20 protein-coding genes are annotated in these 18,441 nt (G+C 73.0%); 14 read left to right on the top strand and 6 right to left on the bottom strand.

Annotated features, from left to right (window positions below):
• Positions 1–133 precede the first annotated feature (133 nt).
• Positions 134–1,024, bottom strand: a complete 891-nt coding sequence (locus ACIOD2_RS42840; protein WP_400551135.1) for a hypothetical protein — start codon at positions 1,022–1,024, stop codon at positions 134–136.
• 220 nt (positions 1,025–1,244) lie between these two features.
• Here ACIOD2_RS42840 and ACIOD2_RS42835 point away from each other — a divergent pair, with 220 nt between their 5' ends.
• Genes ACIOD2_RS42835 through ACIOD2_RS42820 form a run of 4 tightly spaced genes read left to right on the top strand, consistent with a single transcriptional unit; the run spans position 1,245 to position 6,075 of the window.
• Positions 1,245–3,425, top strand: coding sequence for a HAMP domain-containing protein (locus ACIOD2_RS42835; RefSeq protein WP_400551133.1), 2,181 nt, complete (start codon positions 1,245–1,247; stop codon positions 3,423–3,425).
• A gap of 1 nt (position 3,426) precedes the next feature.
• Positions 3,427–4,620, top strand: a complete 1,194-nt coding sequence (gene pgsB / locus ACIOD2_RS42830; RefSeq protein ID WP_400551132.1) for a poly-gamma-glutamate synthase PgsB — start codon at positions 3,427–3,429, stop codon at positions 4,618–4,620.
• Entirely contained in the window at positions 4,617–5,099 is a 483-nt protein-coding gene (locus ACIOD2_RS42825; protein WP_323336161.1) for a poly-gamma-glutamate biosynthesis protein PgsC/CapC, read from the top strand. The genes pgsB and ACIOD2_RS42825 overlap by 4 nt, the downstream gene beginning before the upstream one ends.
• A 4-nt stretch (positions 5,100–5,103) precedes the next feature.
• Positions 5,104–6,075 (top strand): hypothetical protein, encoded by a 972-nt coding sequence (locus tag ACIOD2_RS42820; protein ID WP_400551130.1) that lies wholly within the window; start codon positions 5,104–5,106, stop codon positions 6,073–6,075.
• 11 nt (positions 6,076–6,086) lie between these two features.
• Here ACIOD2_RS42820 and ACIOD2_RS42815 read toward each other — a convergent pair whose 3' ends face one another.
• The gene (locus tag ACIOD2_RS42815; protein WP_400551129.1) at positions 6,087–6,359 is read right to left on the bottom strand and encodes a hypothetical protein; all 273 of its coding nucleotides are present in this window, start codon (positions 6,357–6,359) and stop codon (positions 6,087–6,089) included.
• Between the two features lie 187 nt (positions 6,360–6,546).
• Between ACIOD2_RS42815 and ACIOD2_RS42810 the strand changes: the two genes are divergently transcribed.
• The 5 genes from ACIOD2_RS42810 (at position 6,547) to ACIOD2_RS42790 (ending at position 9,644) form a co-directional block, all read left to right on the top strand.
• Positions 6,547–6,972 (top strand): XRE family transcriptional regulator, encoded by a 426-nt coding sequence (locus ACIOD2_RS42810; protein WP_400551127.1) that lies wholly within the window; start codon positions 6,547–6,549, stop codon positions 6,970–6,972.
• On the top strand, positions 6,969–7,475 hold the full coding sequence (locus tag ACIOD2_RS42805) for a hypothetical protein (protein ID WP_400551125.1): 507 nt from the start codon (positions 6,969–6,971) through the stop codon (positions 7,473–7,475). The genes ACIOD2_RS42810 and ACIOD2_RS42805 overlap by 4 nt, the downstream gene beginning before the upstream one ends.
• Positions 7,468–8,529, top strand: a complete 1,062-nt coding sequence (locus ACIOD2_RS42800) for an MAB_1171c family putative transporter (protein WP_400551123.1) — start codon at positions 7,468–7,470, stop codon at positions 8,527–8,529. The genes ACIOD2_RS42805 and ACIOD2_RS42800 overlap by 8 nt, the downstream gene beginning before the upstream one ends.
• Positions 8,526–9,146 (top strand): GNAT family N-acetyltransferase, encoded by a 621-nt coding sequence (locus ACIOD2_RS42795; RefSeq protein WP_400551122.1) that lies wholly within the window; start codon positions 8,526–8,528, stop codon positions 9,144–9,146. The genes ACIOD2_RS42800 and ACIOD2_RS42795 overlap by 4 nt, the downstream gene beginning before the upstream one ends.
• 75 nt (positions 9,147–9,221) lie before the next feature.
• Positions 9,222–9,644 (top strand): hypothetical protein, encoded by a 423-nt coding sequence (locus ACIOD2_RS42790; protein ID WP_400551120.1) that lies wholly within the window; start codon positions 9,222–9,224, stop codon positions 9,642–9,644.
• Between the two features lie 27 nt (positions 9,645–9,671).
• Here ACIOD2_RS42790 and ACIOD2_RS42785 read toward each other — a convergent pair whose 3' ends face one another.
• From ACIOD2_RS42785 to ACIOD2_RS42770, 4 genes are all read right to left on the bottom strand, one after another.
• Positions 9,672–10,868, bottom strand: coding sequence for a GNAT family N-acetyltransferase (locus ACIOD2_RS42785; RefSeq protein WP_400551119.1), 1,197 nt, complete (start codon positions 10,866–10,868; stop codon positions 9,672–9,674).
• Positions 10,869–11,221: 353 nt separating this feature from the next.
• Complete coding sequence (locus tag ACIOD2_RS42780) at positions 11,222–11,839, bottom strand: hypothetical protein (protein WP_400551117.1); 618 nt, start codon at positions 11,837–11,839, stop codon at positions 11,222–11,224.
• Positions 11,840–11,865: 26 nt separating this feature from the next.
• Positions 11,866–12,210 carry a hypothetical protein gene (locus ACIOD2_RS42775; protein WP_400551115.1) on the bottom strand — a complete coding sequence of 115 codons (345 nt, stop codon included), beginning with the start codon at positions 12,208–12,210 and terminating at the stop codon, positions 11,866–11,868.
• Positions 12,211–12,363, bottom strand: coding sequence for a hypothetical protein (locus tag ACIOD2_RS42770; protein WP_400551114.1), 153 nt, complete (start codon positions 12,361–12,363; stop codon positions 12,211–12,213).
• 248 nt (positions 12,364–12,611) lie between these two features.
• On the opposite strand from ACIOD2_RS42770, the gene ACIOD2_RS42765 reads away from it, so the two are divergent.
• From ACIOD2_RS42765 to ACIOD2_RS42745, 5 genes are read left to right on the top strand one after another with little or no spacing between them, the layout of a single operon-like run.
• Complete coding sequence (locus ACIOD2_RS42765; protein ID WP_400551112.1) at positions 12,612–13,487, top strand: MurR/RpiR family transcriptional regulator; 876 nt, start codon at positions 12,612–12,614, stop codon at positions 13,485–13,487.
• On the top strand, positions 13,484–14,674 hold the full coding sequence (rocD, locus tag ACIOD2_RS42760) for an ornithine--oxo-acid transaminase (RefSeq protein WP_400551110.1): 1,191 nt from the start codon (positions 13,484–13,486) through the stop codon (positions 14,672–14,674). The genes ACIOD2_RS42765 and rocD overlap by 4 nt, the downstream gene beginning before the upstream one ends.
• Positions 14,671–15,579 (top strand): GDSL-type esterase/lipase family protein, encoded by a 909-nt coding sequence (locus ACIOD2_RS42755; RefSeq protein ID WP_400551108.1) that lies wholly within the window; start codon positions 14,671–14,673, stop codon positions 15,577–15,579. The genes rocD and ACIOD2_RS42755 overlap by 4 nt, the downstream gene beginning before the upstream one ends.
• Positions 15,576–16,649 carry an isocitrate/isopropylmalate dehydrogenase family protein gene (locus tag ACIOD2_RS42750; RefSeq protein WP_400551106.1) on the top strand — a complete coding sequence of 358 codons (1,074 nt, stop codon included), beginning with the start codon at positions 15,576–15,578 and terminating at the stop codon, positions 16,647–16,649. Before ACIOD2_RS42755 ends, ACIOD2_RS42750 begins: the two co-directional genes overlap by 4 nt.
• Complete coding sequence (locus ACIOD2_RS42745) at positions 16,646–18,421, top strand: aldehyde dehydrogenase family protein (RefSeq protein ID WP_400551105.1); 1,776 nt, start codon at positions 16,646–16,648, stop codon at positions 18,419–18,421. The genes ACIOD2_RS42750 and ACIOD2_RS42745 overlap by 4 nt, the downstream gene beginning before the upstream one ends.
• The last annotated feature ends 20 nt before the right edge of the window (positions 18,422–18,441 follow it).

Here is an 18,441-nt window from a genome sequence, read left to right as displayed (position 1 = left end):
CGGGATCATCGCGTGCATGGACAAGGCTCCTCCGTAGCTGACTGGTTCGCACCAGGACTGCATGAAGGCGGCGTTGCCAACGAACGGTACATCCTCGACTGCGGTTAGTAAAGATACCTTCTTAACAAAGTCCTCAAGGACGGCCGACGTCCGCGCCCGCCAGGGCCTGCACGACCCGGGCACGGGACGCGTCGCCGTCTCGCACCGTGCGGCTCATTTCGACGTGCAGGAAGGCGGTACCGGCGGTTTCGGCGAGCCGGCCCTGGACGTTCGTCGCCCCCTCCAGGCCCGCGCACACCAGCAGCCACGCCCGGCAGACCGCGAACCCGGCCTTCCCGAAACCGGCCCCGAGCCGGACGGCCGCACCCCCGGCCCGGCCGGCCCCGGCGGACAGCACGATGTCGTACCCCGGCGCCGATTCGTCGTCGAAACCGTGCAGCTGCACCTGAGCCAGGCCGCGGCCGGCCAGGTCCGCGGCCACGACCTGGAAGACCGAACCGGCCTCGTGGGCGACGTCGGCCCGGTCGCCACCGGCCCGGCGGTGCGCGCCGGCGATCATCAGCACCGCACCCGGCGTGCGGCGGAACAGGTCCAGCCCGAACAGCTCCGTCCGCAGGTCGAACGCGGGATGGGGGACTTCGACGGCGAGCGAGGGCGGGGCCGAGCGGTCGACGAGGAACATCCCCCACGCGCGGGCGGTGCCCGGTTCGTTCCGCACGAGCGTGTACGGCCGGCGCGTCACCGGGTCGACGAGGTCCTCGACCGTGAACCCCAGCTTCGCGAGGCTCGATTTGCCCGTCTTGGCAACGGAAATCAGGTCCGCGAAGCCACGGGCCGCGGTGGCCCGCTCGGACGCGTCCGGCGGCCGGTAGGGCTGGCTCGCGGACAGCGCGCCCGTGAAGGCCTCGACCCGGGCGCTCAGCGTGTCGGGCGTCCCGGTCTTCGGAACCGGGTGACAGACGAGGACCAGCACCGGCACGACCAGCAGGGCGAGGGCGGACAACACCGCCTGCTTGCAGCTCACCGCACCGGAGGGTACACGGATTCGTTGCGCTGCTTGCCTTTCCCGGCGGTCACACCCCGAATGGCGGCTCCGGTGACGTTGGGTCTTGACAGCTCGGCGGGTGCGGATCATCCTGGTCCCGTTCGGAAAGAAACTTTCCTAATAAAGGCCCTGGTCGTTGTCACCGGCCCGGGTTTCCTCCCCCAGTCGAACCGCCGCCCGGTCCGCTCTAGGAGCGTGCATGCGCACTCGCAGTGCGAAGCCGTTTTCGTCTCTGGTGCCCGGCGCGCGGCCGGCCGATCGGCTCCGGGAACGGTTGCCCGAGGCCGGGTTCCCGCGCGGCGTGGGTGTCCCTTCAGCCGCCGCCCTCGTGGCCGCGTTCCTTGTCGCCTGCTTCTGCGCGCTGGGCTTCGGCACGCTCCCGGTGTTCGACGGCGGAGCACCCGGCGTGCCGCCGGGTGTCGTCGCGGCGCAGCGCCGCGACGCCGAGACGCTCGCCAAGACCGTCGCCACGTCGGCCACCGCGACCGCCCACGACCTCCGGCTCGCGGCCGGCTCACCGGCGTTCGACGACCCGGACGACAACCGGCTGCTGACGTCCCTCGGCGCCGTCTACCCGTCGTGGCGCGGAGTCGCCCTGATCGACGGCGCGTCCCGCGCGCTGCTGGCCGCGCACGGCGAGCCGGTCGCGCTGGACTCGCTGTCCGGGGTCGACCTCGGCCGCCTCACGGTCCGCCCGGCCGCCCGTCCCGGCGACGTGCCCCTGGTGCTGAGCGCGGTCCCCCTGGACGGCGCCCGCGCCGGGCAGGTGCTGGTGGTCTCCACCGCCCTGCGCCTGGCGAGCCCGTCCGCACCCCGGCACCTCCGGCTGGTCGCGGCCGGCGGCACGGTCCTCGGCAGCACGGGCGCGGACGTCCCCGCCGAGGTACGCCCGCTGCTGGACACCGCCGGCCGCGCGCCGGGTTCCGGAGCGCTGACGGGCGCGGTGTCACCGGGCCCGAACCCGACGGCTCCGGTGGTCGCGTACGCCCCGGTCGGCACCGGAGCCACGGCGGGCGGCCTCGGGCTCGCGGTGGTCACGCTGACCTGGCTCCCGGCCGACCCGCCTCCCGCCCCATGGCCGGCGCTCACCGCGGCGGCAGCACTGCTGGCTCTCGCCGTGGGCGGCACTTTCCTGCTGCGCCGCGGCCTGGTCGCACCGATCAGACGACTAAGGGCCGACGCTCTCGCGGTCGCTTCCGGAGACCACGTCACGCGGGTACGCCCGTCCCGCCTCGCCGAGGTACGACGGACTGCGGCGGCGTTGGAAACCTGCCGACGACGACTGCGCGGTGACGCGGGCACGGAACTCCTGGCCCCCACTCCCCGCCAAACCGCGAAAGTCCCCTCCGCAGCAGCAAAAACCACCCGCCGAGGCGTGCCCGCGCGGCTCCTCGTCGGCCTGGTGACCGTCGCCCTCCTGGGCTGGTCCGCGGCCGTCTTCTGCACCCTCGGCCAGCAGCGCGCCGACGTGCCCGCCGCGCTCGTCGCCGAGCAGGGACTCCGGCTCGACCGCTCCGCCGACGCTCTCCGCTCCGGCCTCACCGGCAGCCTCGCCGAACTGCGGGCGGCGGCCCAGCTGACGTCGGGCCAGGCAGGCGAGATGCAGCCGATGGTGGACCGGCTGTCCGCCGATCCCGCGTTCCGCAGTGTGTACGTCACCGACACCGCCGGCACCGCGCAGCAGCGCGCCGGCCGGGAACCCCTGCGTGACGGACCACGACCCCAGGGCGACGGGCTGCGGCAGCACAACACCAGCGGCCGGGTGCCCGTGGTGTACGCCTACGCCGGGCTCGTCGGCGGGCACACGCTCGTCGGGGAACTCGACGTCACCCGGCTCGTCGCGCCGCTCCAGGCCGCGGGCTCGCGCGTCCGGGTGGTCGACGACGGCGACCGCACCATCGCCGACACCCGGGGGTACCTCGCGTTCGACCGGCTCGGTGACCCCGCGCTGCTCGCGGCGACGGCCGCGGCGAGAGCAGGCCAGGCACCCGGCCGGGTCGACGGCCGCACGCTGGTGACCGCCCGGCTCTTCGCGCGGACCGGCACCGCCGCCTCGCTGAACTGGGTCGTCGTGGCGGAGCAGCCGGCCGGCGCGGACGGTTCCGTGCGCGAAGGGGCCCGGGCCGCCGCGCTGGTCACCGCGGTGCTCGCGCTCCTGCTGTGCGGCTGGCACGAGCTGATCGTCGTGCGGCCGCTGCGCCGGGTCGCCGCCACCGCGGAGCTCGTCGCCGCGGGTGGGGCGGCCGAGCCGGGGTATCCCCAGCGGCAGGACGAGATCGGCACCGTCGCGTCCTGTGTGGAGCTTTGCCGACTGGAGCTCCACAAAGGACAACCGGTCGAAAGTCCCCCGGAGCCGGTGCTCGCCGGGAGCAGGTCCTGACATGGTCTTCCTCTACTGCGTGCTGCTGCTGGGCTCGGGTGCCCTGCTGGCCGGCGGGATCGTCGAGCAGCGCCACCACTACGCCCGGCTGCGCGCCATCCCGCACCGCGTCCTCGTCAACGGGATCCGTGGCAAGAGCTCCATCACCCGCCTGTGTGCCGGCGCGCTGCGCAGCGGCGGCGTGGTGACGGTGGCGAAGACCACCGGCTCCGCGGCCCGGTTCATCCACCCCGACGGCAGTGAGGAACCGGTGTACCGCAAGTTCGGCATCGCCAACGTCGTCGAGCAGATCGGCATCGTCCGCCGCGCGGCCGCGCACCGGCCCGGCGCGCTGGTGATCGAGTGCATGGCCGTGCTGCCGGAACTGCAGGAGATCAACCAGCGCAAGCTGATCCGCTCGACCATCGGCGTGCTGTGCAACGTCCGCGAGGACCACCTGGCCGAGATGGGACCGACCCTCGACGACGTCGCGCGGTCGCTGTGCCGGTCCATGCCGGTCGGCGGGGTGTGCGTGACGGCCGAGCGCGACCGGCTCGCGATCCTGCGCGCCGAGGCCGGAAAACGGGACTGCGCCCTGATTGCGATCGACCCGGAGTCGGTGTCGGACGCCGAGATGAGCGGGTTCGGCTGGATCACGTTCAAGGAGAACGTCGCGATCGCGCTGGCCGTCGCCGAGCTGGTGGGGGTGCCGCGCCGGGCCGCGCTCGAAGGGATGTGGGCGGCCCCGCCCGACCCCGGGGTGCTGCGGGTGCACCACTACCGCGCCGGGCGGGGCCGGCTGCGGTTCGCGAACGTCTTCGCCGCCAACGACCCGGAGTCGACCTTGCTGAACATCGGACGGCTGCGCGGGCAGGGCGCCATCGGCGACCCGCTGCACGTCGTGATCAACTGCCGCCCGGACCGCGTCGAGCGCAACGGCCAGATGGGCGCGCTCGTGCCGGAGATCGCGCCCGAGCGCGTGGTGCTCATCGGCGAGCCCACCCGCAGCGCGCGGGCGGCGATCCCGGCCGGCTGGCACGACCGCGTGGTCGACCTCGGCGGCCACCGGCCGGGCCGGGATCTGGTGCGGGACCTGCTTTCCGGCCGGGACGGCGACTGGTCGCTGGTCGCGATCGGCAACATCCACGGGCAAGGCGAGCTGCTGATCGACGAGCTCGCGAAGCTGCCGGGCGTGCCCGCGGAGGCCCGCGGATGAGCACCGCCGAACTGGCGCCGGAGATCGCGACCGTCGGGCTGGCCATCGGCCTGCTGCTGTCGCTGGTCTGCTACCTGGCCACGAACCTGTCCCCCGGCGGCATGATCACCCCCGGCTGGCTGGCGCTGACGCTGGTCGAGGACTACCGCCGCGCCGCGGTCATCGTGCTGATGACCGCGCTCACCTACGCCGGCACGAAAGCGTTGCAGCGCCTGGTGATCCTCTACGGCAAGCGGCTGTTCGCGGCGGTGGTGCTGCTGGGCGTGGTGCTGCAGGTGTCCCTGGTGGTCTTCGTGCAGGCCGACTACCCGCTGCTGTTCGTCCACCAGACCCTCGGGTTCGTGGTGCCCGGGCTGATCGCCTACCAGCTGGTGCGCCAGCGGCCCGGTCCGACGCTGCTGGCGACCGGCGGGGTGAGCCTGGTCAGTTACGCCGTGCTCGCCAGCGGTGTCCTCATCGGGCTCGTCCCGGCGGTGTGACGCGGTGAAAGCGACGATGGTGCGGCGGTGGGTGCTGGCCGTGGTGATCGCGGTGTCGGGCGTGGCTTCCGTGCACTACGCGAACCAGGAACGCGACGAAGCGGCGATCGCCGCGGTAGCGGCATCGACGGGTCCGACCGCGGACCAGGGCGGCTACCGCTTCGCGCGGCTCACCGACCCGCCCCGCACGGTGGTCACCGCCGCCTCCGGCGCGGTGGTGGCGACGCTGACCGACGGCTCCCGCACCGTCGTGCTGGTCGGGCCCGCGCGCACCTTCCGCGACGCGAAGGCGACGGTGACGAGCACCGCGTGGGTCAGGCTCGCGCCCCAGCCGTGGTCGGCGGGAGCCGAGCGGGCGGCCTGGTTCGGCCCGTGGCTGGCCGGCACCGCGGGCAGCACCACCCCGGACGTACTCGCCGTCGCACTGCAGTACACCGACGGCGCGCCCCCGGTCCGGGACGGCACCGGCCTGCGGATCGCCGGCGACGCCGCATTCGCCGAAGGTGCCGACTTCGACCGCTACCTGGGCATCGCCTGGCACTTCCCCGACGGCGTCCGCCACCGGGCCGACCCCGGCCGGGCCGGCTCCCTCGACAGCGCCGGTTTCGTGCGTTTGGTCTACGGCTACCGCGAGGGCTATCCGTTGCAGGGCAAGGACATCGCGGGCACCGGCCTCCCCCGCGGCGCGGCGGCGATGGCGGCGCTCGGCCCCGGCACCCCGATCGTGACCGACACCGGGCAGCGGGCCACCGGCCTCACCCGCCTCCAGCCGGGCGACCTGCTGTTCTTCGGCCCGGCGGACCGTCCCGGCTCACCGGTTTCCCAGGTCGGCCTCTTCCTGGGCCTCGACGGCGACGGCCACCGCCGCGTGCTGGCTAGCCGCAGGAGCGCGGACGGGCCGGCGTTCGGCGGCGCGTCGTGCCTCGACGGGACCGGCAAGTACGCACAGGGTTTCCGAGCAGCGAAACGGCTCTGAGCCCGCCGCGCTCACAGCCCGGGGCCGGGCAGGGTGTAGTGCACGGTCGGGAAGACCCGGGACGACCCGACCGGGACGGCGATCCTCGTGCCGTCGGCGCGCACCTTGAAGACGATCTTCGTGACGATCAGGCCCGTCGGCCGTTCGCTGCGGACGACCCGGCCCGCCCGAGCGGCGGCTCCGCCTGCGGCCGCGGTGGCGGGCGCGGCCAGCGTCGTGGCCATCGTGAGCGTGATCCCGGCGACCGCCGCTCCGGCCCGCAGGGCCCTGCACGTGAACGCCATCAGCGTTCCCCTCTTCGCTGGTTCCCACCGCGAAACAGCCGGTTCCCCCCTGGAACCCGCAGGATTCACCATAGTTGATGAGTCCAGCGGACAACATAAACAGAGAAAAATCCGGCTGTCAACTGGCGTTGATCGCCGTCCCGTTGTTGGCTTCACGCCAGTTAACGGGCTGCGTATAGTTCCCGGCATGGCTGAGCACACCCTCGCCGCGAAGCTGGACCACCTGTTCGGCGTGGTCCGCCCGGCCGGGGGCGACGAGTACTCGTTCGAGCAGGTCGCGGACGCGATCCGGGCGCGAGGCGGCCCGACCGTCTCGGCGACCTACCTCTGGCAGCTGCGCAAAGGCCTGCGGGACAATCCCACCAAACGGCACCTCGAGGCCTTGGCGGGGTTCTTCGGCGTGCCGGCCGCCTATTTCTTCGACGACGGCGAAGCCGAGCGCATCGACGCCGAGCTCACACTGCTCAGCGCGCTGCGGGAGGCGCCGGTCCGGCAGATCGCGCTGCGGGCCCGCGGGCTGTCGCCGAAGAGCTTGGAGACGATCAGCGACATGGTCGACCGGGTCCGCGAGCTCGAAGGCCTGCCCGAGCCGCCGGAGGACGCGGACCGATGAGCCGGTCCGGCCGGCGACGGGTCCGGCGCCGCTGTGACGCGGTGCTGCGGCAGCTGTCGCTGCCCACGCCGTTCGACGTGCGCGCGCTCTGCGACGGGCTCGCCGCCCAGCGCGGCCGCCCGATCCGGCTGGTGCCGCTGCCCGGGCTGACCGACGTGTGCGGGCTCTGGATCGCCACCGACACCACCGACTTCATCGCCTACGAGCAGCACACGACCCCGCCGCACCAGGACCACATCGTGCTGCACGAGATCGGCCACATGCTGTGCGAGCACTACCCGGCCTCGGTCACCCCGGCCGAGCAGGCCCGGCTGCTGCTGCCCAGCCTGGACCCCGCCATGGTGCGCCGGGTGCTGGGCCGGACCGGCTACACGAGCGTCGAGGAGCAGGAGGCGGAGATCTTCGCCTCCCTGGTCGGCGGGCGCGCGGAGTTCGCGCGCACGAGCGACCCGCTCACCGACCGGCTCCGCTCGGCCCTCGACGACGGTGGCGCCCATGGCTGAGCTCGTCCGCCGCTACGGCCCCGCGCTGCTGGCGTGGATCGTGGTCCTCTGCCTGCGCCCCGGCCCCGCGCCCGGCCGGCGGCTGGTGCGGCTGTGCGTGCTCGGGCTGGCGGTGTCCCAGACCGCGCTGACCCCCGGGTTCGACGCCCTCGTAAACGTGGTCGGTTACGACGACCTCGAGCGGCTGATCGGCCACCTCGGCATGCTCGCCGCCGTCTGGGCCGGCGCCGAAGCCATGCTGCGGCTGCACGGCTTCGACGTCCAGGCCCGCTGGCAGACCGCGTGGTCCGCCTTCTCGGGCGTGGCGATGTGCGTGGTGTTCGCCGCCACGCCGGACCTGTACCCGCAGTCGCCGTGGGTGCTCGAGTACTGCGTCGTCTACGCGCTCGCCGTGCTGCCCGGGTACCTGATCGTCGCGGGGGTGTGCCTGCGGGTCGCGCGGGCGACGTCGGACCGCGTGCTGCGCACCGGCCTCGGGCTGGTCGTCGCCGGCGCCGTGGCCGCCGCGCTGTACATGGTGTCGCGGACGCTCGTCGCCTTCGACAGCTCCGACCGCACGTCCGTCACGTTCGCCTTCGGCCGCGGTTTCCTGCTGAGCAAGGCCCTGCCGACGGGCGCGCACATCCTGGTCCTGACCGGCGTCGCCCTGCCCGCGTTCGCCAGCTGGCTGCGCCGCCGGCGCCAGTACCGCCGGCTCGCGCCGCTGTGGCTCGCGCTCTACCGCGCCGAGCCCGCGATCGCGCTGGAACCGCCCGGGGTCTTCGGCTCGCTGTTCCCGTCCCGGCTCCGCGGTTACCGCCAGGTCATCGAGATCCGCGACGGCCTGCTCGCGCTGCGCCCCTACCGCCCCGGCGCCCCGCCGGAGCTGGACGGCCCGGAAGCGGAGGCGGCGACCATCGCGGCCGCCCTGCACGCCCGCGCCGCCGGCTCGCCACCGCTGTCCTCCCCCGCGCCGCTGCCCGGCGGCCACGACCTCGCCAGCGACGTCGAGTTCCTCTGTCTGCTCGCGGACGCCTTCCGGGAACACCGGACCGCCTCGCCGGCCGTGTCATGACGGCGGCACACCACATCCGGCCCTACCACCCGGACGACCGGGCCGCCCTGTTCGACGTGCGTGTCCGAACCGGACTGGAAGGCGGCGACGCGCGCGGCGTCCACCCCGACGACGACCTCCTGCCGGTCATCTTCCTGGCGCCTTACCTGGAGCTGGAGCCCGACCTCGTGTTCGTCCTGGACCGCGGCGACGGCACCGCCGTGGGGTACCTCGTCGGCACGGCGGACACCCCGGCGTTCGCGGAACGCCTGCGCCGCGACTACCTGCCGGGTGTCGCCGAACGCTTCCCGGCGCCGTCCGGGCCGCCGTCGACGCCGACGGAGGAGCTGCTCGAGGTCCTGCACACCCCGGAGGACCTGGTGCGCCCGGAGCTCGACGGCCACCCCGCCCACCTGCACATCGACATCCTGCCCGGACACCAGCGCGGCGGGCACGGCCGCGCGCTGATCACCGCGTACCTGGCGGCGCTGGCCGAGCGGGCGGTGCCGGGTGTGCACCTGGTGATGGTCACGGCCAATACGTCCGCGCGGGCGTTCTACGACCGCCTCGGTTTCCACGACCTCGGCATCGAACACCCGTCCGTCACCTACCTCGGCCGCGCCGTCGGCGGCGCCTGACACCCTCGATCGGGGGCGGCTCCACCGGCTACAGTGACGATCAGCGCGCACGTCCTGGGGAGGAAGCGAGCGGCCATGCCGGTCATCTGCCCCACCCGAGCGATGGAACGCTGGACCGTCCGGATCGACGGAACCGAAGCCGTCTTCAGCTGCGCGCCGCTCGTCGAAGACCACACCGCCGCCCGCGCGCTGCCGCGGGTGTGGGCCGGCCGCGGCCTGGGTGTCGCGGACGTCGACCTGCCCGGCCTGGTCGCCGCGCTCGGCGAGGTGATGAAGGCCCCGGCGTACTGGCGTGGCCGCACTCCCGGCAGTCACCAGACCGGCACGGCTTGGTCCGAGCCGCGGCGGGATCCCGAAGACGGGTTCGTCTACCTGAGCGGGCCGTGCGGCGATGACACCGGCGGTGCCGGCTACCGGCCCGTCTACAGCTTCTCCATCGGTGTCGCCACCCTGCGCGACCTGCGGATCCGGCTGACCGCCTACCACCACGCGAGCTGACCCTTTCGTCCATTGTGGACGAAACGGTCAGAACCAGTGCAGGCAGTGCGGGGTGCGCTCGCCGCGGAAGAGGGTGTCCGCGAGGGCGGCCGCGCCCGGGTGGTGGGCCCGGACGTGCCCGGCACGCACGAGCACGCTCGGGGTGGTGCCGCCGAGATAGACCGAACCCAGGTCGCTCACGTCCAGGGACAGGTCGGGCTCGCGGTCCGTCAGAACGCAGTCGGCTTTGCCGTCCCGGACGGTCAGCAGGTATCGGCCGCGCTCACCGAGCGCCGGGTCGTCGACGTCGAGGACCAGCTCACCGTCGGTGGACCAGCCGCGCGCGGTCAGCGCCCGCGGGACGTCCAGCAGCCGCACCCAGAGCCAGTCGGTGTCGTCGCTCACCTCGCCGGCGCGGAAGTCCGCGAGCTGCCAGCGCAGCGGGTGCCCGGGCGGGACCTGCTTGAAGACGACCTGGGTGACCAGGTCGTGCCCGAGCACGAACCGGGCCAGCGCCGTGAAGACGGCGTCGTCGGTGGTGATGGTCTCGTCGACGGTCAAGGTGCCGTCGGTGACCGAATAACTGGCGTACCCGTCCGGAACGCCGTCGGCGTCGCGGTGGAGGGCGACGAACCGCGGCGCCGGTGCGATCGGCGGCTGCCCCGCGCCCGACGCCCACCAGCGATGCGGCCGGGACAGCGCGCCGGGCTGGGCGCGGCGGTAGCGGTCGTAGACGTCTTCCAGCAGCTCGACGCACTGTTCTCGCCGCAGCAGCTCGACCGACCCGGTCACGTCTTCGCGCGCCCGGAAGGCGGCTCGGTGGCGGGGCACCGTCAGCCGGGAGGTGTAGGTCGCCGGCCCGTACCCGAACCGGCGGTAGATCAGCGCCTCGGACGCGAGCAGCACGGAGAGGAACTCCCCGCGGGCCCGCAGGTCGGCGAGCTGGTGGCGCATCATCGCGGTGAGCACGCCCTGACGCCGGTGCGAGGGCAGCACACCGACGCCGGTGACCCCCGAGACCGGGACGATGATCTCGCCGGGCAGCGTGAGTTCGAAGGAGTACGCCCCCGTGGTGCCCACCGGCCGCCCGTCCGCCGTCACGGCGAGCAGGTTGCGGTCCATTTCGTAGGCCGACCACCACGCCCCGGTGCCATCGGCCGGGGTCTCCCGGAACCGCGCGAACGCGGAGTGGAGGGTGTCGAGGTAGACGTCGAGGTCCTCGTCGGTGGTGGCACGGATCTCCATACCCGTCACCCTGCAGCGTCCCGCCGCGGCCGGGCAACCGAATTGCGCCGGGTTCGTCCCCGGCGAACGGCGAACGTCCCACCCCACGTAGGGACGGCGCGCTGAGGCCCGTCCGTCTCGGCGCCTTACGGCAGGTTTCCCAGCGCTCGTCGATGGAGGATTCTGGCCGTCCAGCGTCCACAATCCTCCATCGACACTCCGGCACGCCGACCACCGCACCATCAGGGGCCGCGGCCGGGCAACCGAATTGCGCCGGGTTCGTCCCCGGCGAACGGCTGAGGCCACAGCGCTCGTCGATCCGGCACACCGGCCGCCGCACCCCGATCAGGGGCGGCGGCCAGCGTGCCCCGGTCTCAGCCGCAGTGCTCGGCGCGTTCCTGGTCGCTCATCGCCGCGGTGTGCTGGGTGATGTCGCCGGCCGAGCCGGGCAGCGGGCCGTCGGCGTCGAAGTCCTGGTACCAGATGTAGTGGTCGTAGAACCGGTCACCGAAATGCATTTCGTAGGTGCCGTGCACCTTCTGCATCTTCGGCGCGCGCTCCACCCAGCCTTTCTCCCCCGGCCGGACGTCGACGTTCGTCGCCTGGCCTTCGGTGTGCGAGGACTCCCAGGTGTGCTGGTACGACGTCTCGATGGACACCTTGAACACTTCCGAAAAGCCGTACTCGGCCGAAAGGGAAACGCCGAAACTGTTCGACTCACCGGTCGTGTCCGACCAGTTCACCGTGCTGCGCTGCAGGTCCTGCGTGCAGTTGTAGGTGGTCTCGCCGACCTGGTGGCCGGCGCCGGTGTGCTCCTCCGGCGCCCCGGCCGGGTGGAACACGCACGAATCGGTGCCGTTGTTGCACTTGTCGAGCAGTTCCCGTGGGGTCGGCTGGCCGTCGGCCCAGGCCCCCGGGGCGGTGACGAAGAGTCCGGCGGCGGTCACGAGGCCGATTCCCGCGGCGGTCCACGCCGTGCGCTTGCTGGTCATGGTCGTTGCTCCTTCGCGTCGGGGAATCAGCTGAAGCCGATGGACTGGGTGCGGTTGTCCATGTAGGACCCGATGTTTCCGTTGTTCTCCTTGAAGGGACCGTCCCGGTCACCACCGAGGTTCGGCTCCGGGTAGAGCCAGATCCAGCAGTCACCCCACGGCTGCACGGAGGTGATCTTGTTCTTCCAGTCGTCGCCGAGGTCGAACTGCCAGTTCACCCAGCCGTCCTTTTTGCACAGTTCCGGTCCGGTGATCGTCAGCGAGTTGCCCGTGTAGTCCGGGCCGTCGAAGAACGTGCCCTGCACGACATCCCCGTTTGCCTGGGCGGCGACCTCGGAGCGCTGCGTGCCGCGTGCGGCGTACGAGAGCACCTACTGGTAGTCGGCGAAGCATTGCTGCGCACCGGTTTCCGAGTCGAGCACGCAGTGCCGCTCGGCCTGTGCATTCGCCGGTGCCGCACCGGTCAATGCCGCCGTCGCCACGGCCGCGGTCATCGCACCGATTCTCGTCCATTTGTTCGTCATGACGATTCCTCTCGTCGAATTCCGGACCGTGAAACGCCCGGAATGGTCGGGCTATCCGTGAATTCGACGTTACGTCAGCCCGATCGAGGTCGCCGACGCGCTGCCCGCCGGTACCGCCCGGTTTGCCCGTTCGACTCCGAAGTGCACTGTCCTGACCAGACTCTGCTCGTAGTGTCGACTACAACACTTGCGCAAGCTGACGGATGCGCTACACTGTAATCGATCCTACAAACCGACCATGGGGTGATATGGACACTACAGACCTGTCGCTCCAGGACCGGATCACCGGACGCCTGGCCTTGCTGACCGCCGCCGAGCGGAAGGTGGCCGAGTACCTGCGCAACCACGGTCCGGACGCCATCTTCGCGACCGCCGGGCAGATCGCGGCCGCCGCCGGGACCAGTGACGCCACCGTGGTGCGGACCGCCCGGTCGCTCGGTTACTCCGGGCTGCTGGAGCTGCGGCACAGCCTCACCCGGCAGGTCGTGCGGGCCACCGCCCCGGCGCCGCCCAGCTCGCAGGACTCCCTGCTCAGCCACGTGTTCGCCGAAGCCACTCAGCGGCTCGCCGACACCCTGCGGCTCACCACCGAAGCCGCGTTCGGCGAGGCCGTCGACGTCCTCGCCGAAGCCCGGGAGGTGCTCGCGTTCGGCATCGGGCCGTCGGAAACCGTGGCCGGTTACCTCGCGCTGCGGCTGCGGCGCATCGGCAGGCGGGCCCGCGCCACCGGCGCCACCGGCTTCCGGCTGGCCGACGACCTGCTCGACCTCGCCGGCGGCGACGTCGTCGTCCTGTACTCCCCCAGCCGGCTGCTCGCCGAGATCGACGTCGTGCTCGACCACGCCGCCGCCGTCGGCGCGCGGGCCGTGCTGATCTCCGACTCGCTGGGCCCGGTGTTCGCCGACCGCGTGCACGTCGCCCTGTCCGCCGCGCACACCCCGACCGGGGCGACCGGCGAAGGACTGCCGTCCCAGGTGCTCACCGACGCCCTGGTGCTCGGCGTCCGCGCGAAGGACGAAGCCCGCGCCACCGAACGGGCCGAGCTGCTGACCGAACTGCGCACCGAACTCAGCCAGACCGGCGGCCGCCGGCCCCGAACCCCGCACCGGAAAGAGAACCCATGAGCGCGACGACCGACGAGATCGGCCGGGTCGAAGCGAGCACCGCGCACAACTACCACCCGCTGCCCGTCGTGCTGACCGAGGGCCGCGGCGCCCGGGTCACCGACGTCGAGGGCCGGACCTACCTCGACCTGCTCGCCGGGTACAGCGCACTGAACTTCGGCCACGGCGACAAGGAACTCCTGTCCGTGGCCCACGAGCAGCTCGACCGGCTCACCCTGACCAGCCGCGCGTTCCACCACGACCGGCTCGCCACGTTCAGCACCGAGCTCGCCGAGCTGGCCGGGATGGACACGGTCCTGCCGATGAACACCGGCGCCGAAGCCGTGGAGACGGCGATCAAGGTCGCCCGGAAATGGGGCTACACGGTCAAAGGCGTCCCGGCCGGCCGGGCGCGGATCGTGGTGGCGGGCGGCAATTTCCACGGCCGCACCACGACCATCGTCAGCTTCTCCGGCGACCCTGACGCCACCGCGGACTTCGGCCCGTTCACCCCGGGCTTCGACACCGTCCCGTTCGGCGACGCCGGGGCGTTGCGCGCCGCCCTCACCGAGGACACGGTCGCCGTCCTGATCGAGCCGGTGCAAGGGGAAGCCGGGGTCGTCCTGCCTCCTGACGGCTATCTCGCCGACGTCCGCGAAGCCTGTACCGCCGGCAACGTCCTGCTGATCGCCGACGAGATCCAGTCCGGCCTCGGCCGCACCGGGCGCACCTTCGCCTGCGAGCACTACGGTGTCGTGCCGGACGTCTACCTGCTCGGGAAGGCGCTCGGCGGCGGCCTGGTCCCGCTGTCGGCGGTGGTGTCGCGCGCGGACGTCCTCGGTGTCCTGCGGCCGGGCCAGCACGGCAGCACCTTCGGCGGCAACCCGCTGGCCTGCGCCGTCGGCACGGCCGTGGTCCGCAAGCTCGCCACCGGCGAGCCGCAGCGCCGGGCCGCGGAACTGGGCACGATCTTCGCGGAGCTGCTCACCGGCCTGCCGAACGTCCGCGAGGTACGCACACTCGGCCTCTGGGCCGGGATCGACGTCGTCGGCCGCAGCGGCCGTGACGTCTGCGAAGGGCTGCTACGCCGTGGCGTGCTGGCCAAGGACGCCCACGGCTCGACGATCCGGCTCGCACCCCCGCTGGTGATCGACGAGGCGGACCTGCGCCTGGCCGTCGCCCACCTCGCCGACGAGCTCGGCTCGTGAAGGACTTCCTGCGCGGCCACGCGGAACTCGTCGAGCAGGACGGCCGGTTCGTCCCCCGCCGGCTGCCCTCGGTGCCGCTGCATCCGCGGCTCGACGACGTCGCGCGGATGACCGCCGGAGTGCGGCTGGAGTTCGAGACCGACGCCCGCGGGTTCGGCTGGGACGTGCGGACCGACGGAAACATCGACGTCGTGGTCGACGGCAAGCTGGTCAGCCGCTCCCCCACGGTCCGCGTCGACGGCCTTCCCGAAGGCCGCAAGCGGGTGCGGATCTGGCTGCCGCAGTCGCACCACGTCAGCCTGGGCGAACTCGACCTGGACGGCGCACCGGAAGCGGTGCCGGAAGGTCCGAAGTGGATCGCCTACGGCAGTTCCATCACCCAGTGCCGGCTGGCGGCCGGGCCGTCCGAGACGTGGCCCGCGCTCGTCGCGACCGAACTCGGCTGGTCGTTGCGCTGCCTGGGTTTCGCCGGGGAATGCCACCTCGACCCGGCCGTCGCGCGGTACATCCGCGACACCGAAGCCGACGTGATCAGCCTCTGCGTCGGCGTCAACATCCACGGCGCCGCCACGTTTTCCGCACGCTCGCTCGGGCCTGCGCTGGAGGGGTTCGTGCGCACGATCCGCGACGGCCACCCGGACACGCCGATCCTGCTGACCACTCCCCTGCACGCCCCCGACCGCGAAACCCAGCGCAACGCGCACGGCCTGACCCTCGCGGACGTCCGCGCCGAGGTCGCGGCCGCCGCGCACGGCCTGCCCGTGCTGGACGGCCCGTCGGTCTTCGGCCCGGCCGACGCGCACCTGCTGGCCGACGGCCTGCACCCGGGCGCCGACGGCTACCGCCTGCTCGCCGAGCGGCTGCGGCCGCACCTGGCGGCACTCCTGACTGGAAGGTCCTCATGAGAATCCTCGTCCTGCCGGGTGACGGCATCGGCCCCGAGATCACCGCCGCCACCCTCGACGTCCTCACCGCCGCCGACACCCGGCTCGGCCTCGGCCTGGCCTTCGAGACCCGCGACATCGGGCTCGCGTCGCTCGCCGCGTCCGGCACCACCCTGCCCGCCGAGGTGCTGACCCGGATCCCGCAGGTCGACGGCGTGCTGCTCGGCCCGGTGTCGCACTACGAGTACCCGCCGCGCGCGGACGGCGGCATCAACCCGTCGGCCGAGCTGCGCACGGTGTTCGAGCTGTTCGCCAACGTCCGGCCGTGCCGCTCGCGCGCCGGGCTGAGCCTGCTGCGCTCCCCGATGGACCTGGTCATCGTGCGGGAGAACACCGAAGGCTTCTACGCCGACCGCAACATGCACGCGGGCACCGGCGAGTTCATGCCCGACCCCGATCTGGCGCTGGCGGTCCGCAAGGTCAGCGCGAAGGCGTCCGAGCGGGTGGCCGTGGCCGCGTTCGAACTGGCGCGCGGCCGGCGCCGCAAGGTGACCGCGGTGCACAAGGCCAACGTGCTCAAGCTGTCCGACGGCCTGTTCCTGCGCGAGGTCCGGGCGGTCGCCGAGCGGTACCCGGACGTCGAGCTCGAGGAGCTGATCGTCGACGCCGCGGCCGCGCTGCTGATCCGCACCCCGGACCGGTTCGACGTCGTGGTCACCACCAACATGTTCGGCGACATCCTGTCCGACGAGGCGTCCGAGCTGTCCGGCGGGCTCGGCCTGGCCGGGTCGGTCAACGCCGGCCACGACCTGTGCGTCGGGCAGGCGCAGCACGGGTCCGCCCCCGACATCGCCGGGCTCGGCGTCGCCAACCCGACGTCGCTGATCCTGTCCGCCGCGATGCTGCTCGACTGGCGCGGCCGCCGCGACGGCAACCCCGGCCTGGTCGAGGCGGCGGCGCTGATCACCGCGGCCGTCGACGCGGTCCTCGACGACCCCGCCACCCGCACCCGCGACGTCGGCGGCGAGCTCGGCACCGCCGCGTTCGCCGAAGCCGTCGTGCACACCCTCGAAAAGACTGGAGTCCGATGATCCTCTCCGTCGACCCGGCGAGCGGCACCGAGCTGGCCCGGTTCACCCCGCACTCCCCCGCCGACGTCGACGCCGTGCTCGACGCGGCCGTCCGCGCCCAGGCCCGCTGGCGCACCCTAGGCGTCACCGACCGGGTGGGGCTGCTGCGGGAGCTGGCCCGCGTTCTCCGCGCGGGCAAGGAAAAGTACGCCCGGCTGATCACCGCGGAGATGGGCAAGCCGATCGCGGAGTCCGCGGCCGAAATCGAGAAGTGCGCGGTGACGTGCGAGCACTACGCCGAGCACGCGCCCGCCTACCTCGCCGACCGGCCGGTCGCGTCGAACGCCACCGAGAGCAAGGTCGTCTACGACCCGCTGGGCGTGGTGCTGGCCGTGATGCCGTGGAACTACCCGTTCTGGCAGTTCTTCCGCTTCGCCGCGCCCGCGCTCGCCGCGGGAGACGGCACGATCCTCAAGCACGCGGGCAACGTGCCGCAGTGCGCGCTGGCCATCGCGGAGGTGCTCCGCGACGCGGGCGCGCCGGCCGGGCTGTGCGCCACGCTGCTGGTGGAGGCGGACGCGGTGGCGGGCCTCATCGCCGACGACCGGATCGCCGCCGTCACCTTCACCGGCTCCACCCAGGTCGGCACGATCATCGCCGCGCAGGCCGGTGCGGCGTTGAAGAAGCAGGTGCTCGAGCTGGGCGGGTCCGACCCGTTCGTCGTGCTGGCCGACGCCGACGTGCCGGCCGCCGCGGCCACGGCCGTCAAGGCACGGTTCGTCAACGGCGGCCAGAGCTGCGTCAACGCCAAGCGGTTCATCGTCGAAGACGCGGTGGCCGACGAGTTCGCCGAGGCGTTCACGGCGGCGGTCGCCGCGCTGCGGGTCGGCCACCCCGGCTCGCCGGGCACCGACATCGGCCCGCTGGCCCGGGAGAACCTGCGGGCCACCCTGCACGACCAGGTCGAGCGCAGTGTGGCCGCCGGGGCGAAGCTGCTGCTGGGCGGCGAGCCCGACGGCGGGCCGGGCTTCTTCTACCCGCCGACCGTGCTCGACCACGTCACGCCGGGGATGGCGGCGTTCGACGAGGAGACGTTCGGGCCGGTCGCGGCGATCACCCGCGCCGCCGACGCCGCCGAGGCGATCGCCCTGGCCAACCGGACCGAGTTCGGCCTCGGCGCGGCGCTGTGGACCCGCGACCTGGACCGCGCCGCCGGGCTCGTCCGGGAGCTGGACGCGGGCGCGGTGTTCGTCAACGGCATGGTCGCCTCGGACGCGCGGCTGCCGTTCGGCGGCATCAAGAAGTCCGGTTACGGCCGGGAGCTGGGCGCCGAAGGCATCCGCGAGTTCGTCAACACCAAGACCGTGTGGACCGGCCCGGCCGCGCCGACGGCCGGGTTCCCGCCCGCGGTCCTGCGGCCCGGATCCCTGCCCGCGCACAACCGCGGCGGCGGGGCGAGCACCGTGCCGCTGGTGACCCGGGCGGTCGGGGCGCGGGTGTTCCTCAACGGCACCACGGCGTTCGAGGGCGGCGCGGGCATCCCGTTGCACACGCACAACTGCCCGGAGAGCGTCGTGATCCTCGAAGGCGAGGCGATCGCCGAGATCGGCGGCGTCGAGCACCGGCTGTCACGGTGGGACACGACCTACGTCGACGCGGGCACCCCGCACCGCTTCCGCAACGCGTCGGCGACCGAGCCGATGCGCATCCTCTGGACGTACGCCTCGGTGGACGCGACCCGCACGATCGTGGAAACCGGCGTCACGACCCGCGTCGACGCGGAGTCCCGCTGACGGCCCCGCTGGGTAGGCTG

The sequence above is a fragment of the Amycolatopsis sp. NPDC088138 genome (assembly GCF_044741685.1).
Classification (GTDB): Bacteria; Actinomycetota; Actinomycetes; order Mycobacteriales; family Pseudonocardiaceae; genus Amycolatopsis.
The sequence above is the reverse complement of the archived record's forward strand: the minus strand, read 5'-3'. Positions and strand labels throughout refer to the sequence as shown.